General features: G+C 66.7%; 14 protein-coding genes. 6 read left to right on the top strand and 8 right to left on the bottom strand.

What is annotated here, in order from left to right; all coding sequences use genetic code 11:
• The first annotated feature begins 61 nt into the window (after positions 1 to 61).
• Complete coding sequence (locus WEE69_13340; GenBank protein ID MEX1146278.1) at positions 62 to 862, top strand: hypothetical protein; 801 nt, start codon at positions 62 to 64, stop codon at positions 860 to 862.
• A gap of 101 nt (positions 863 to 963) precedes the next feature.
• Here the strand turns inward: WEE69_13340 and WEE69_13335 are convergent, their stop codons facing one another.
• The 7 genes from WEE69_13335 to WEE69_13305 all read right to left on the bottom strand — a co-directional run bounded on the left by WEE69_13335 (position 964) and on the right by WEE69_13305 (position 7,802).
• Positions 964 to 2,388 (bottom strand): hypothetical protein, encoded by a 1,425-nt coding sequence (locus WEE69_13335; GenBank protein ID MEX1146277.1) that lies wholly within the window; start codon positions 2,386 to 2,388, stop codon positions 964 to 966.
• Positions 2,389 to 2,550: 162 nt separating this feature from the next.
• On the bottom strand, positions 2,551 to 3,021 hold the full coding sequence (locus WEE69_13330) for an SRPBCC family protein (protein ID MEX1146276.1): 471 nt from the start codon (positions 3,019 to 3,021) through the stop codon (positions 2,551 to 2,553).
• A gap of 122 nt (positions 3,022 to 3,143) precedes the next feature.
• Positions 3,144 to 4,166: a zinc-binding dehydrogenase gene (locus WEE69_13325; GenBank protein MEX1146275.1), complete on the bottom strand. Its 1,023-nt coding sequence runs from the start codon at positions 4,164 to 4,166 to the stop codon at positions 3,144 to 3,146.
• Between the two features lie 128 nt (positions 4,167 to 4,294).
• Positions 4,295 to 5,326, bottom strand: coding sequence for a carboxypeptidase regulatory-like domain-containing protein (locus WEE69_13320; GenBank protein MEX1146274.1), 1,032 nt, complete (start codon positions 5,324 to 5,326; stop codon positions 4,295 to 4,297).
• 47 nt (positions 5,327 to 5,373) lie between these two features.
• Positions 5,374 to 5,721 carry a carboxymuconolactone decarboxylase family protein gene (locus WEE69_13315; GenBank protein MEX1146273.1) on the bottom strand — a complete coding sequence of 116 codons (348 nt, stop codon included), beginning with the start codon at positions 5,719 to 5,721 and terminating at the stop codon, positions 5,374 to 5,376.
• Complete coding sequence (locus WEE69_13310; protein MEX1146272.1) at positions 5,718 to 6,626, bottom strand: NAD(P)-dependent oxidoreductase; 909 nt, start codon at positions 6,624 to 6,626, stop codon at positions 5,718 to 5,720. Before WEE69_13310 ends, WEE69_13315 begins: the two co-directional genes overlap by 4 nt.
• Positions 6,627 to 6,629: 3 nt before the next feature.
• A complete protein-coding gene (locus WEE69_13305) occupies positions 6,630 to 7,802 on the bottom strand; it encodes an amidohydrolase family protein (protein MEX1146271.1) in 1,173 nt (390 codons plus the stop codon).
• Between the two features lie 100 nt (positions 7,803 to 7,902).
• Here WEE69_13305 and WEE69_13300 point away from each other — a divergent pair, with 100 nt between their 5' ends.
• A complete protein-coding gene (locus WEE69_13300; GenBank protein ID MEX1146270.1) occupies positions 7,903 to 8,313 on the top strand; it encodes a nuclear transport factor 2 family protein in 411 nt (136 codons plus the stop codon).
• Between the two features lie 15 nt (positions 8,314 to 8,328).
• On the opposite strand, the gene WEE69_13295 is transcribed toward WEE69_13300, so the two are convergent.
• On the bottom strand, positions 8,329 to 9,861 hold the full coding sequence (locus tag WEE69_13295; GenBank protein ID MEX1146269.1) for an amidase: 1,533 nt from the start codon (positions 9,859 to 9,861) through the stop codon (positions 8,329 to 8,331).
• A gap of 68 nt (positions 9,862 to 9,929) precedes the next feature.
• On the opposite strand from WEE69_13295, the gene WEE69_13290 reads away from it, so the two are divergent.
• The 4 genes from WEE69_13290 (at position 9,930) to WEE69_13275 (ending at position 14,307) form a co-directional block, all read left to right on the top strand.
• A complete protein-coding gene (locus tag WEE69_13290; protein ID MEX1146268.1) occupies positions 9,930 to 10,334 on the top strand; it encodes a nitroreductase family deazaflavin-dependent oxidoreductase in 405 nt (134 codons plus the stop codon).
• Between the two features lie 173 nt (positions 10,335 to 10,507).
• Complete coding sequence (locus WEE69_13285; protein ID MEX1146267.1) at positions 10,508 to 11,524, top strand: aldo/keto reductase; 1,017 nt, start codon at positions 10,508 to 10,510, stop codon at positions 11,522 to 11,524.
• A 52-nt stretch (positions 11,525 to 11,576) separates the two neighbouring features.
• Positions 11,577 to 13,526 carry an ATP-dependent DNA helicase gene (locus WEE69_13280; GenBank protein ID MEX1146266.1) on the top strand — a complete coding sequence of 650 codons (1,950 nt, stop codon included), beginning with the start codon at positions 11,577 to 11,579 and terminating at the stop codon, positions 13,524 to 13,526.
• 22 nt (positions 13,527 to 13,548) lie between these two features.
• Complete coding sequence (locus WEE69_13275) at positions 13,549 to 14,307, top strand: aspartyl/asparaginyl beta-hydroxylase domain-containing protein (GenBank protein ID MEX1146265.1); 759 nt, start codon at positions 13,549 to 13,551, stop codon at positions 14,305 to 14,307.
• Positions 14,308 to 14,313 lie beyond the last annotated feature (6 nt).

Here is a 14,313-nt window from a genome sequence, read left to right as displayed (position 1 = left end):
CACACGCAATTCACACGTGACGGGGCGTACGTTCGCTTCACGAGCGAACGGAGGTCAGCAGATGTCCAAGCGCACACGCATCGCATCGGTCACCGTCGCATTGCTTCTCGCCGTCATCTCAAGCGGGAGCGCTCGTGCGGCTGCTCCGCGAAATGATGGTCTTCCCGAGGGCAGCGAGCCATTCGATCTCGACCCCGCGAGTTTCACGGTGGAGATCGACAACCCCTATTGGCCGATGGAGCCGAGCACGCGATGGACCTATCGGGAGACCGACGCCGAGGGGAACGTGCTCAAGGTCATCGTCACGGTGACGAGCGAGACGAAGAAGATCGCCAACGGCGTCACCGCTCGTGTGGTGCGCGACACCGTGACCGACAACGGCGCGGTGGTGGAAGACACCTTCGACTGGTACGCCCAAGACACCGAGGGGAACATCTGGTACTTGGGCGAGGACACCGCCGAGTTCGAGAAGGGCAAGATCACGTCGAGAGACGGATCGTTCGAGGCCGGGGTCGACGGCGCGCTCGCCGGGGTCGCGGTGCCGGCGGACCCCGTCGACGACCTGCGGTACCGCCAGGAGTACTACGCCGGTGAAGCGGAGGACCAGGGCGAGGTGCTCAGCGTCGACGAGCAGGTCGAAGTCAAGGCGGGGCACTACGAGCACGTACTGATGACCAAGGACACGAACCCGATCGAACCCAAAGTGCTGGAGTTCAAGCTCTATGCCCCCGACGTCGGACCCGCCCTCGCCATCGCGGTGTCGGGGAGCTCGGATCGCGAAGAGCTCGTCAAGATGACGAAGGTCAGCGCGCGGGCGGCGCGGGCAGCCGGCACGGTGCCCCTGGGGACGAAGTATCCGTAGAGGGTCGTCGCAGCTGGAAGCGGCCGTCTCGCAAACGGACTGGTGATGATCAGCCATGACCCGAACATTGACAACTACACGGTTCTCGGCGCCGATGCAGGTCAGCTTTCCGTCATGACGGTGTCACCGAGCTGGACTCGGAGCGCGCCGAGGTTCTCGATCGCCCGATCGGAGTTCTCGAGATACGACCCGATCGCCTGGGCGACACCAGGCTCTCCGGCATGGTCCAGCAGGCCTGATGCGACGTTGAGCCGTGAGCGCTCGATCCAGTCGCGCACATCAGGAGTCTGGTCCCACCTGCGTTGAGCGATCATCCCGACGTGTCGCGCTCGGATCCAATCCGCGGCCTCGCTCGGATACGGGTTGGTCGGGGTCATCAAGTTCTGCAAGTCGACTTCATCGCGAATCGCTTCGAGATACCCGATCAAAGCAGCGTTGAACGTCGGGCTTCCCTCGCGCATCGGTTGGATGGTGACTCGGTGTGGCTCGAAGATCGGTCGAGGCGACGGCCTGGGGAGTCCTTCGGCAGTGCAGTCGACGTAGAGCGGATCCGCGTTGGTCCCAACGTCACCGCCTTCAAGAAGGATCCGGCGCGTGTCTATGTGCCGAACGTGTCCGGCGCGGATGACGTTCTCGATGCTCCGGAGCTGTTCGAGCTCGCTGTCGCTCAGGATGGCCATGCGATACATCGTTGGCTCGATCGAAGCGTCGAGCCGCTTCAGCCCGCCGGCCTCTTCCAGTCGACCGAACAGGTCCGGGATCGACGTCGCCGACGCAGCCGCCTCGACTGCTGCGGCCCAAGCGATGATGAAGCTTCCGACCTTCTCGCGCGGCTGGAACGTCGCCCGGTCGATGACCCAGGCGTCACGGGGCTTGATCCACGCGATCTCGTCCGGGTCGACGCCGTGCTCGAGCAGCCAGCTGCACGCGTCCATCCCTGTTTTCCCTGCGCCGATGACGACGTAGCCGCCGGCGGGGTGGTCACTCCGGACCAGGTCGTTCACCGGGATGCAGCACACACCGTCGTCCACGTCGAAGCTCGGCGTGTGTGTCGCCGGGATCGAGCTCTCGAGGTAGCGCGCATCCACAACTTTGCGCCTCACGGTGATCTCCCGTTCGGCGCCGGTGAGCCGGCAGACGACGCGGGCGCGCCTGGAGTCGTCCTCGACGCAGCTGGTCATGGGGAGGAACTCGACCTGGCCGGACGGGAGCAGCCGTTCGTGCAGGACCGCTTGGAAGTAGTGGCAGATCTCGGCTGACGTCGCGCGCTCGTAGAAGCCGGCGTTGGGTCCGAGGTCGTCGATCCGGTCCTGCCCGAGCTTCCGCGAGTTAACGCCGTAGAAGGCGGAAGGCTGATGAAGCTGGACGAACGGGTACGCGTCGTTCCAATGTCCGCCCGGACTGTAGCGACGGTCGACCATCAAGACGGTCGTGTCCGAGTCGGAGATGAGGGCATCGGTGAATGCCAAGCCGGCGGCACCTGCACCTATGACGAGGTAGTCAACCTCGAGCGACCCGCCAGGCATGTCGCGAATGGTATCCGTGCGAGTTCGCGGCGCGGCTTTGCGCCCGAGCCCCTCGGAACGACGACTGGCGCCCCGCTCGCACCCAAGCCACGTCCAGGTGTTGCCAGCCGAACGTGCCAGCGTTCTTTCGAGCCCCGTCTCTCTCGTGCTCCCGGTCCCGCCCTAGTCGTTGGGAGAGGGAGGCATGGCGCGGAGGTAGCTGGTGAGAGCGTCTGCCTGGTTCGCGAGAGCCCGTGCGAACAAGCGGGCCGCGAGGGCGACGAGTGGCCGGCCGATGATGCTGACTTCGTGAAACGTGATCGACCACGTGTAGTTCGTTCCGCCATCCGCACGTGGCTCGAAGCGGTGCTGGGCCGTCATGCGGGCCGGCCACGTCACCACGCTCCGATACTCCGCGAGCAGGGGTGGCTCCCATCGCACGGTCTCGCTGGTGCCCCGAATGGGCAGCACGCCAAGACGTCCGCGGATCGTGAAGCGTGTGCCTACCCCGATCGGTTCTGTATCGGGGCGCCACTCCCGCACGGCGGGGTCGATCAGAGGTCCCGTCTCGGGGGAGTTCACCGCCGCGAAGACCACACTCGGGGGGCTCGGGATCACCGTGGTCTTGTCGACGACCGTCGTCCGATCCACCATCGGTCGAGATCCTTCCACGTCGAGTCGTGTTCGCGGCTGGGCGGTTCCGAGACGAACCGCCGCGAGATCGACCTCTCCGACCAGCCGTCCGCGAACGTGAGGCGAAGTCGGTACTCGCCGAGTCAGCGAGAGAGATCGGTGATCACCGCGCGGCCGAGGTAGCTGGCCGCCTCGAGCTCCTCGAAGATTGCGGGGAGTTCCGTCAACGCCCCTACCCGCGAGATGTGGCTCTGCACGCGGCCTGCCGCGGCGAGGTCCACGAGCTCGCGCATGTCCTGCACGGTGCCGACCGCGGAGTAGATGAGCGTCGGATCGCGCATGAAGAACTCGAGTGGGTTCAGCTCGAGGTTGCCGTCGCTCCGCGGGGGGAGCCCGACGGCGACGAAGAGCCCGCCGCGCCGCAGGAGCTTCAAGCCGGTGTGGAAGCCCGCCAACCTCGCGGAGAACACGAGCGCTGCGTCGACCCCGCCGAGCTCGCGTTGCACGACCTCGACGGCCTCGTCTGGTTCGAAGGCGAGCTCTGCGCCGAGCGACCGGGCGAAGTCGAGGCGCTCGGCGCCGAGATCGACGCCGACCACTCGGTAGCCGAACAGAGTCGCGAGCTGGACCGCGTAGTGCCCGAGGCCGCCGGCGGCGCCGATGACGGCCACTGACTGTCCCGGGTGCACACCGTGCTTCGACAACTTCTTCACGGCGCCGTAGGCCGTGAGACCACCGCACGCGAGCGGAGCTTCCTGGTCGGCGATCTCGTCTTGGACAATCACGAGCGATTTGGCCCACACGCAGATGTGCTCGGCGAACGTGCCCAGGATCTGTTTCGCGTCCGCGCAGTGCCGCGGCTCCCCGCGGAGGCAGTACTCACACGCGCCGCACCAATAGCCCCCCATCCCTCCGAGTCCGAGGATCACTCGCTCGCCGACCTGAGCGAATCGTTCGGCGCCCGGGCCGAGCGCCTCGACGATGCCGATCGCCTCGTGACCGAGGCCACTGCTGCGACCGGTCGCCAAGTGTTGGCGGACGATGTGCAGATCGGAGTGACACACACCCGACGCCGAGATGCGGATGAGCGCTTCCTCCGCGCCCGGCTCGGGCACGGGGGCATCCATGATCTGCAACGCACCGTCCTCGAGGCGTGCTGCCTTCATCACCCGACTCCTTTCGTTGTGCCGGGCCGAAACCGGTGTTGCGGCCGGCCGCACCCGGCTGCACCGAGAAGTAGGCGCGACCGAATGCCGTTCGACTCCGACAGGTAGGTCCAAACAGAAGAGACCGGTCACCTGATCCGCAGGGATTGCAACGGCTTGTTCGACAAGATGTAGCCGAGGCACTCGCCGTCGCTGTTCACCACGACCCAGGGATGGGTGATGAACGTCGGCTGCTCGATGCTCTGCCCTTCGCTCAAGGTGATGTAGAGGACACGCGCCCCGCTGTAGTCGAGCCAGAAGACGTCGGCGGTCCCAGAGGCATCCATCACGAATCGGATGGTGCTCTCGGCGATGCCGTCGACGGACCGGATTGCTCGACCCGGTGGGACGCACGATGCCGTGTCCTCTTGCATCGTGTAGTCATCGATTGTCACGCCTTCGCGTGGACCGGGAAAACTCACGGAGATCGACGACGTCGAATACTTCGGCGAGCGTGAGCAGTCCGAGAACTCGAGCAACACCTCGAAGCCTTCGGTCGCGGTGTCGGGGTCCCGGGGGAGCACGCCCTGGAGCTCGAACCGCCCAGCGTCGTTCGTGCGCTGAATGGCCGACTGTGGGGATGCGAGGTCGAAACGGGTCTGGACGCACATGTCTTTCAGGGGTCTTCCCGCCGGATCGACCACGCGACCGGTGACCGTGGCGCCAGGGGACATCGCGGCATCGATCTCGGTCGTCGGGAGGCCGACCAGGATGCGGACCAGCTCCGCGTACGGGGAGATCGGACCGGGCGTGACCAGCGGCGGTTGGACCGGTGCGAGGCCGAGCTTGTCGCGGAACGTCGATGGCGCGAACTCTTGGGTCTTGGGCTTGTTGTCCTTGCAGCTCAGGAACACGACGAGGTACTGACCGGGCTTCATGTTCTCGAGCTGGTACTCCCCGGCGCTGTTGGTCGTCGTCTTGTACTGCCGCCTCGATGACGTCTGTCGCCCGTCCGACTCCAGCGTGAAGGTTGCTTGCACGCACATGCCGGCAATGGGAGCGCCGGTTGACTCGTTCACGACCGTGCCACTCATGGAACCCAGCTCGCCCTTGACCCCGGCGTGCCCGACGGTCGGCACCATGAGGATCATCAAGCCGATCCCGATTGCGATGCGCCGCATCTTCGCCCCCAGCAGCTGTCGGCTTCTTCCGCGTTGACCAAGCAAGTTCATTGTTCGGCGTCGCGGGCGGCGAAGACCTCGGCCGCGATCTGGCACGCGTTGTTGGCTACCGGCCATCCGTAATAGAAGGCGAGGTGCGTGATCAGCTCGCCCACCTCCTCGCGGGTCACGCCGTTGTCGAGCGCGCGTCCGAGGTGGAACCGCAGCTCGTCAGTGCGGAACTTGCCGATCAGGACGGTGAGCGTCGCGAGGCTGCGATCACGGGGAGACAAGCCGGGGCGCTCCCAGATGTCGCCGAACAGCACCGTGCCCGAGAGCTCGACGAGGTACGGCGCGACCTGTTGCATGGGGGTCGCCGCGACCGCCGCCGCAGCCCTCTCCGATGCCTCACTCATGGGTGGTCCTCCTCATGATCGTGGCCGTGGCCGTGGTTCGGGAGCTCGACGTTGGCGTCGTGTTCCAGCACGCTCACGTAGTCGACGATGTCCGCGTCGGGCCCGATCGCGTCGAGGATGGCGTGCATGGTCTGGTGCGCGGCCGCCAATGTCCGGACCGGGACGTCCTCTTCCTTGGCGACGCCGATCCCGACGTCGTAGTCCTTGCACGACATGCCGAGCGAGAAGCCGAACTGCCTGCGGCCGTCGGGACCCGTGAGGAACGACTTCCACGTGCCCAACCCGAGCACGTCCATCATCTGCTCGGCGTCGAGGCCGGCGGCGCGCCCGACGAGCAGCGCCTCGATCTCGAGGAGCATCTTTCCCTGGTTCGAGAGGTTGAGCACCGTCTTCATCGCATGCCCAGTCCCCGGCGGACCGCAATGCCAGATGGTCTGACCGAGCAGCTCGAGGATCGGCTTCGCCGCTGAGAAATTGTCGTCGCTCGCGCCAACCATGATGTTGAGGGCTCCGCTGGCTGCACCGTGAACGCCACCACTCACACCGGCATCGACGTACGCGAGGCCGCGGGTCGCGCAGTGCGCGGCGATGTCACGGGAGTGGCTCGGTGCACCGCTCGTCGTGTCGATGATCACGGTCCCAGGCTGCGCGGTCGTGGCTACGCCGTCGTCTTCCAGGAGAGCGATCTGGACGTCGTCGGAGCGGGGGAGCGAGCAGATGATCGTGTCGGCGCGCGACGCGAGGTCGCGAGGGGAAGTAGCCACCTCCGCGCCGTCGGCTTTGAGGGCGGCCAGCGCTTCGGTGGCGGTATCGAAGACGGCCGCGTCATGGCCAAGACCGTGGAGTCGCCGCCACATCGCTCCACCCATGCGTCCGACGCCGATGATCCCGAGCTTGCGGTCCATCGCTCAGGCCTCGTAGTCCAAGGGGAAGTCGTACAGGCGGCAGAAGTTGTCCCAGAGGACCTTGCGTTGGGATTCCTCCGACAGCGGCAGCTTGAAGAAGTACGGGAGCGAGCTCGGGTACTTGCAGTCGGCGTGTGGGTAATCGGTGGAGAACAAGAGGTTGTCGTCGCCGAACCAGTCGACGAAGTACTTGCACGTGTCCTCGTCCACCTCCACCGAGAGGAAGCAGCTCCGGCGCAGGTACTCCGACGGTTTCATCGTGAGCTCGGGCGCTTCGAGGTGCCCGAGCCACTCGTAGTGCTCGTCGAGTCGGTGCATGAGCCATGGCGCCCACGAGCAGTTGCCCTCGAGGAGGCCGACGCGCAGCGCGGGAAAGCGTTCGAGCACCCCACCGCCGGTGAAGCTCACGGCGACGGCCATGATGCCGAGCGGCTGGTTGAACACGTGCCAGAGCATGAGTCGGTCGAACACCTCGAGCGAGTAGTCGGGGCGCAGGTACGTCTGTCCGCCGCCGTGGAAGCAGATCGGCACGTTCAAGCGTTCGCACTCCGCCCACAATGGGTCGTACGCGGGGTGGTGCCACGGCCGCAGGTTCACGTGACCGGGGTTGAGAAAGGCCGCCTTGAAGTCGTACTCCTCGACGCAGCGGCGGATCTCCGCCACCGCGGCGTCGACGTCGTGCGCGGTCACCATCGCCGCGCCGTACATGCGTCGAGGGTCGGCCTGGCAGAATTCGTGGAGCCAGTCGTTGTACGCCCGGGCGATCGCGGCCGCATACTCTGGCTCGAGCCCATCGGTGGGGCCCAAGACGTTCACCGAATCGATGGCCAGCGCGAACAATCCCCGGCTCGGGAAGAGCACGGTGACGTCGAGGTGCTCATTGTCCATTGCCTCGAGCTGCGACTGGGAATCCCAGCCGCGCGCCTCGGCGTGCGCGAACGCGCTCTCATGTTCGGGTCGCCACACGTCCCCGGGCTCCTGCACGTCACGTGGACGGATGACGCCGCCGCGCAGGACCACCCGAGACTTGATCCGCAGTCGCATGTCTCGTGGGATCTCGTCGAGCCCGACCGGCGCGGCATGGGAGTACCGCTCGTCGATGTACCGCGGCCACAGGTCAGGCGGCTCGAGCACGTGCATGTCGCTGTCGGCAACCTTGAAGCCGTTGTACGACATGCTGTGAGCCTAGGAGCAGCCGAGCATCCCCGAGGGGGCGGGCTCGGGTACCCCGAGCCCGAGCGGGCGCGACCAGGATTGAGGGGGGGAAGGGGACGGCATGACCGAGACCGAGACCAGCCGGCAGCTCGTACTCGACTACTTCGCAGCGATGCGGGCCGCAGACCACGCGGGCCTCGCGCGCGTGCTCGCCGACGACGTGGAGTGGGTGCCGCCGCAGAGCGCCCCGTTGGAGGGTCGCCCCTACCTCGGACGCGAGACCGTGGTGGCTGCCATGGACCGAGAGGGTTCGAGGTTCTTCGACCTCACGACCGGTCGGGCCGACGCGTTCAAGATCGTTGCCGAAGGAGACACGGTCGTGGTGCTGTACCGCTTCGCGTGCACCACCCGCGCCGGACGCGACTACTCGAACGAGTATGTGTTCGTATTCACGTGCGCGGCGAACGGGATCGTGCGCATCGATGAGCACAACGACACGCTCCGATTCCATCGAATCGTCATGGAGTCGTAGCTCGTTCTCACGCGCTCAGATCGGTGCGACGGTGTCGAGCGCGAGGGCATCCTCGATGACGGCCACGGCCTGCAGGACGGCGATGTCGCCGTGCTGGGGACCAACCACCTGGAGTCCGACGGGCAGACCGTTGGCGGTGAAACCCGCGCACACCGTGCCCGCGGGTGATCGGGTCATATTGAACGGCTGCGTGAGTCGGCTCCAGTCGAGCACGTGCTCACCGTCGATCGTGCCCAACGGCACGTCGAGCGTGCCGAGACCTTCCAGCCAGCCCGTGAGTCGCTCGAGGTCGAGGCCGCTCGTGAGTCGCTCGATGTCGACATCGCCCTCGGTCAGGAATCGGGCCATGAGGTCGCCGACCGTGGTCGGCATCGACGCGAGCGGCATCACTCCGCAGGTCGTCGGGCAGAGCAGCAAGTCCACCTGTTCGAACACGTCGACGAGTTGACCGTTCAGGCGGTGACACGCGTCCTCGGCCTCGACCAGGTCGATCGCGGAGATGGTCGCCGCAGCCATCTCCGCGGCGATGACGACCAGTGGATCGAGCTTGGACCACCACGGCGTATCCCGGAACGGTTCGATGGTGCGGCGCGTGTACGTGGAGACGAGCGCGCCGATCGACGGACCAGGGTCCTCGGCGAACACCGATGGGATCTCGACGACCTCGGTGCCGGCCGCGGCCAGCTTGTGCATCGCCGCTTCGCACGTTGCGCGGATCTCGCGGTCGACGCGGGCGTAGCCGAGTGTCGGCGACCATCCGACGCGACGCGGTGGTGTCGGTGTGGGCACTGCTTCGAACCACGAGACCGAATCGCGTGGCAAGGACCGCTGGTCGCGCGGGTCCGGTCCAACGGCGATGTCGAGGGCATAGGCCACGTCACGGATGCGTCGAGCCATCACGCCGCGTGTGGTGAGGTTGTGCCAGCCAGGTGGACCGGCGTCGCCACTCGGTACGCGCCCGAGCGACGGCTTGAGCCCCGAGAGCGCGGTCACCGACGACGGGATCCGGATCGACCCACCGCCGTCGGAACCGGTCGCGAGCGGCACCATGCCCGCAGCGAGCGCGGCCGACGTGCCTCCCGACGAGCCGCCCGGCGTGCGTTCGAGGTCCCACGGGTTGCGGGTGATCCCGAAGGTCGGGTTGTCGGTCTGGGGCTTCAGCCCGAACTCGGGCGTGTTCGTCTTCCCGACGACGACGGCACCCGCCTCCTTCAGGCGTCGCACCAGGGTTGAATCGCGGGTCGCGGGCGCGTCGTTCGCGTGCGTGGCAGATCCCGACGACGTGATGAAGCCGGCTGCGTCTTCGAGGTCTTTGACGCCGATCGGGATGCCGGCGAGCGGACCGACGTCGTCCCCGGAGCCGACCCGCCGATCGATGTCGTCCGCGGCGGTGAGGGCAGCGTCGGCGTTGATCGCCACGAAGGCGTTCACCGCCGGGTTGGCGTGCTCGATGCGAGCCAATGCGTGCTCGACGAGTTCGCGGGATGAAACGCGCCGATCCCGCACCGCGGCTGCGAGATCGGGAAGCGACTCGGTGCGGAAGTCCACGGTCCAGGAGGTTACGCCGGGTCTGGAATACTCCGTCGACCCCTGACGTGTGAGGCGACATGGCTGACATGAACGACTTCAATCAACAGATCATCGACGAGTTCCGTGCCAACGGCGGCAAGGTCGGTGGCCCTTTCAAGGGGGCACACCTTCTGCTTTTGCACACCACCGGCGCCAAGAGCGGTCAAGAGCGCGTGGCTCCGTTGGCGTACCGGAAAGAGGGCGATGGGCTCGCGGTCTTCGGCAGCAAGGCCGGTGCCCACACGCACCCCGACTGGTACCACAACGTGCTCGCGAACCCCGACGTAACCGTGGAAGTCGGCACTGAGGAGTTCAGCGCGCGGGCGCGGGTCGCCGAGGGCGAAGAGCGCGATCGCATCTGGGAAGCACAGAAGCGCGACATCCCGTACGTCGCCGAGTACGAGCAGAAGACCGATCGTCAAATCCCGGTCATCGTCCTCGAGCGTTCTTGAGCGTCAGATCGCGCGCGTCTGCTCGTCGAGCTGTTCGTTGGCGATCCCGATGTTCATCGCCATCGTGAGCCCCCACCGCAGGATGCGAACGCGCGCCGGCGGACGGACGGCCATCAGCCCACCGTAGGCCTCGTACCTGGCTGCATTGTGAGCCGCGCCCCGGAGCCGCGAGGATGGCAACCCACCGCGACCAGGAGGATCTTGTGGAGCTGCGCCAGCTCGGACAGACCGGCATCAGCGTCTCGGAGCTCTGTCTCGGAGCGATGACGTTCGGGCGTGAGGCCGACGAGGCGACGAGCCACGCGATGGTCGACCGCTTCCTCGACGCTGGTGGCAACTTCATCGATACGGCGAACGTCTACTCCGACGGCGTCTCCGAAGAGATCACCGGACGAGCGCTCGCGGGCAAGCGGGATCGGGTGATCCTCGCCACCAAGGTGCGCTTCCAGGCCGGGCCCGGCCCGAACGACGTCGGCCTCTCCCGTCGCCACATCCGTCGTGCCGTCGAGAACTCGCTGCGCAGACTCGGGACCGACTGGATCGATCTGTATCAGGTCCACTGCTGGGACAACCGGGCGCCGCTCGACGAGACCCTGTCGACGCTCGATGACCTCGTACATGAAGGGAAGGTCTGTTACGTCGGCGCGAGCAACTACACGGCGTGGCAGCTCGCGAAGGCCTTGGGCCTCTCCGAAGGCAAGGGGTGGACGCCCTTCGTGTCCCTCCAGCCGGAGTACTCGTTGATCACCCGCGACATCGAACGCGAGCTCTTGCCGCTCTGCCGCTCCGAGAACCTCGCCGTCCTGCCGTGGAGCCCGCTCGCCGGCGGCATCCTCACCGGCAAGTACGAGAGAGATGCCGAGCTCCCAGCGGGGACGCGTGGTGGCGAGACCGAAGAGCCCATCACCTTCACGTACCGGCTCGACGAGCGAGCGTGGGGGATCGTGGACGCGGTTCGCAAGGTCGCGGAGGAGACCGGCAAGACCGCGGCTCAAGTCGCGCTCAACTGGGTCACCAATCGCCCCGGCATCACCGCCCCGATCATCGGGACGAGGAACGTCGAGCAGCTCGAGGCCAACATCGGTGCCGTCGGTTGGCAATTGGACGAGGAGCACTGGAAGGCGCTCACGTGGGCCAGCGCCTTCCCGCGCGGTTACCCCTACGATTTCATCGAGTACGCTGGCCACTGATCGAACCGGCAGCTCGTGAGATGACCTCGCTCGGGCTGCCTACCCTGCATTCGTGCCCAGCAAGTCATCCGACGCGCTCGATGTGCTCGACCGCGCCGTTCGTGCGCTCGGAGGCGAAGAACGTCCGGGGCAGCGCCGTCTCGCCGAGGCAGTCTTCGAGGCGATCACCGACGGTCACCACCTCGTTGCCGAAGCACCCACCGGATCGGGCAAGAGCCTGGCGTACCTTTCGCCCGCGCTGGCGTCGGGGCGACGCACGGTGGTCGCGACCGCCACGCTCGCGCTGCAAGACCAGCTCTGGCACAAGGATCTGCCGCATCTCGAGGAGCATTCCGGCGTGCCCTTCACGCGCGCGCTGCTCAAGGGTCGCAGCAACTATCTCTGCCTCGCCAAGATGGCCGCGGCGCGCGGCGACCGTGCGCTGTTCGACGAGCGACCGTCGGAGCAGTTCCAACGCGATCTCAAGGCACTGGAGCGCTTCAGTTCTGACTCGGCGACGGGCGCGGTCGATGACCTTCCCGAGGGGATCGACCCGGCGTCGTGGCGGTTGGTGACGTGCGCCGCCAACGAGTGCCCGGGCGCGACGCGCTGCGAGCAGGGGGCCGAATGCTTCGCCGAGCTGGCTCGCCTCCAGGCCGAAGACGTCGACGTGCTTGTCGTCAACCACGCCCTGTACTGCGCGCACCTCGCGGCCGACGGCCATCTCCTCCCAGAGCACGACGTGGTGGTCTTCGACGAGGCTCACGCGCTCGACCGCACGGCAACGGGTGCTCTCGGCTTTGAGCTGTCGGCGGGCGGGTTGCACCAGCTCGCCGCCCGGTTGCGCAGGGTGGACACGCCTGCGGCAGCCGTGGACGCGATCAACACGTCGGCTGAGCGCGTGAGCGATGCACTCGATCAGCTCGAGGGACGAGTCGACACCACCGACGGGCGGATCGCCGAGGTGCTCGCGGGATTGGCGGAGCAGCTCGCGACCGCGATGCGCGGGATCGACCGTGAGCGCGGCGGCGCCATCGCGGCCCAAGCGTTTCGACTGGCGAGCACGCGCCTCGATGCAGTGCGTGAGCTTCAGGCGCCGGAAGACGGCGAGGTGGTGTGGGTCGAGGGTGTCGAGCGACGCGTACTGCGGCTCGCGCCGATCACCATCGGGCCCCGCCTTGCGCCGGTGCTTTTCGAGAAGGTGGCCACGGTGCTCGTCTCGGCCACGCTCGGTCCCGGGACGCGGTTCGAGCCGCTGGCGCGCGGATTGGGACTGGACCCCGCGGCTCCGATCGGGGGAGCGGGCGCAGATGAGGATGACACTGGCCTTGGCGACGACGGTCCGGGCCTGGGTTACGTGGCCCTGCAGGTGGAGTCGCCATTCGATCACCGCAACCAGGCGATGCTGTATGTGCCGCGACATCTCCCCGACGTACGCGAGGCGGCTTGGGACGACGCAGCCGGCGCAGAGCTGTGCACCCTCGTCGAAGCCGCAGGCGGTCGCGCGCTCGTTCTCTGCACCTCGTGGCGGGTGGTGCGCACCTTCTCGGAGTTCTTGCGGGCACAGACGTCACACGACGTACTCGTTCAGGGCGACGAGCCGGCGGCCCGCTTGATCGAGCAGTTCGCCGCGGAAGAGACGTCATGCCTCGTCGCCACCCGCGCGTTCTGGATGGGGCTCGACATACCGGGTCCGTCGTGCGTGCTCGTGGTGATCGATCGGCTGCCGTTCGCTCGCCCCGACGAACCCTTGGAGCAGGCCCGGCGCGAGCTCGTGGAGCGAACCGGGGGCAACGGCTTTCTCGACGTGGATCTCCCGGCGACCGCGCTCGTTCTCGCGCAGGGTTCCGGGCGGCTCGTGCGCACGCGTGACGATCGCGGGGTCGTGGCCGTGCTCGATCGGCGGCTGGCAACGGCGCGATACCGCAACGTCCTGCTCGATGCCCTCCCGCCCATGCGCAGGGTCGTCGATGGTGAGACCGCCCACCGCTTCCTCGCGGAGAGTGCGCGGCCGGTAGCCTGACCTGCCGTCGGGAAGGGGATCGATGCCCATCCAGGGTTTTCGCGCACGTGCCGTCGACGTGGCCAACCGCATCGGAGAGAAGTTCCTGCGCTGGGTCGACGGATACTTCGGACGTCGCTCATTGGTGGGGGATCACACCTTCTTCGACCAGTCCGACTTCCCGTGGATCGCCGATGTCGAGGCCGACGTTCCAGCCATCCGTAAAGAGCTCGACGAGGTGCTCCAGTACCACGACGCGCTGCCGAACTTCCAGGACATCTCTACCGACCAGTACTCGATCACCGACGACGATCGCTGGAAGACGTTCTTCTTCTACGCCTACGGCTACAAGGCTGGAGACAACGCCGATCGGTGCCCGGCGACGGCGAGCGCGCTGGCAAAGATCCCGGGGATGACGTCGGGCATGTTCTCGATCCTGTCGCCAGGGAAGCACATTCCCGCGCACGGCGGTCCCTATAAAGGGGTGTTGCGGTACCACCTCGCGCTCATGGTCCCCGGTGCACCTGGGAGCTGCCGCATCCGGGTGGGTAACGATGTGCGCCCGTGGGTCGAGGGTAAGAGCCTGGTCTTCGACGACACGTTCGAGCACGAAGCTTGGAACGACAGTGACGGCACGCGAGTAGTGCTGTTCGTTGACTTCAAGCGACCCTTGAAAGGGTTCGCGAGGATCTTCAACGAGATCGTCCTCAAGCTCATCGGCTTCTCGCCGTTCATCCAAGACGCTCGTGCGCGCCACAGCGCGTGGGAGAAGCGCTTCGAGAACGTGCGGAACGCGGCGTAGATCTTT

This window comes from Acidimicrobiia bacterium, from assembly GCA_040881685.1.
Taxonomy (GTDB): Bacteria; Actinomycetota; Acidimicrobiia; order IMCC26256; family PALSA-555; genus SHVJ01.
This window is presented reverse-complemented; position numbering and strand designations above follow the sequence as displayed.

Excerpts from the sequence above, each read along its gene's own strand:
- WEE69_13340 (MEX1146278.1), top strand. The coding sequence starts at position 62 with ATGTCCAAGCGCACACGCATCGCATCGGTCACCGTCGCATTGCTTCTC.
- WEE69_13335 (MEX1146277.1), bottom strand. The coding sequence starts at position 2,388 with ATGCCTGGCGGGTCGCTCGAGGTTGACTACCTCGTCATAGGTGCAGGT.
- WEE69_13330 (MEX1146276.1), bottom strand. The coding sequence starts at position 3,021 with ATGGTGGATCGGACGACGGTCGTCGACAAGACCACGGTGATCCCGAGC.
- WEE69_13325 (MEX1146275.1), bottom strand. The coding sequence starts at position 4,166 with ATGAAGGCAGCACGCCTCGAGGACGGTGCGTTGCAGATCATGGATGCC.
- WEE69_13320 (MEX1146274.1), bottom strand. The coding sequence starts at position 5,326 with ATGCGGCGCATCGCAATCGGGATCGGCTTGATGATCCTCATGGTGCCG.
- WEE69_13315 (MEX1146273.1), bottom strand. The coding sequence starts at position 5,721 with ATGAGTGAGGCATCGGAGAGGGCTGCGGCGGCGGTCGCGGCGACCCCC.
- WEE69_13310 (MEX1146272.1), bottom strand. The coding sequence starts at position 6,626 with ATGGACCGCAAGCTCGGGATCATCGGCGTCGGACGCATGGGTGGAGCG.
- WEE69_13305 (MEX1146271.1), bottom strand. The coding sequence starts at position 7,802 with ATGTCGTACAACGGCTTCAAGGTTGCCGACAGCGACATGCACGTGCTC.
- WEE69_13300 (MEX1146270.1), top strand. The coding sequence starts at position 7,903 with ATGACCGAGACCGAGACCAGCCGGCAGCTCGTACTCGACTACTTCGCA.
- WEE69_13290 (MEX1146268.1), top strand. The coding sequence starts at position 9,930 with ATGAACGACTTCAATCAACAGATCATCGACGAGTTCCGTGCCAACGGC.
- WEE69_13285 (MEX1146267.1), top strand. The coding sequence starts at position 10,508 with ATGGCAACCCACCGCGACCAGGAGGATCTTGTGGAGCTGCGCCAGCTC.
- WEE69_13275 (MEX1146265.1), top strand. The coding sequence starts at position 13,549 with ATGCCCATCCAGGGTTTTCGCGCACGTGCCGTCGACGTGGCCAACCGC.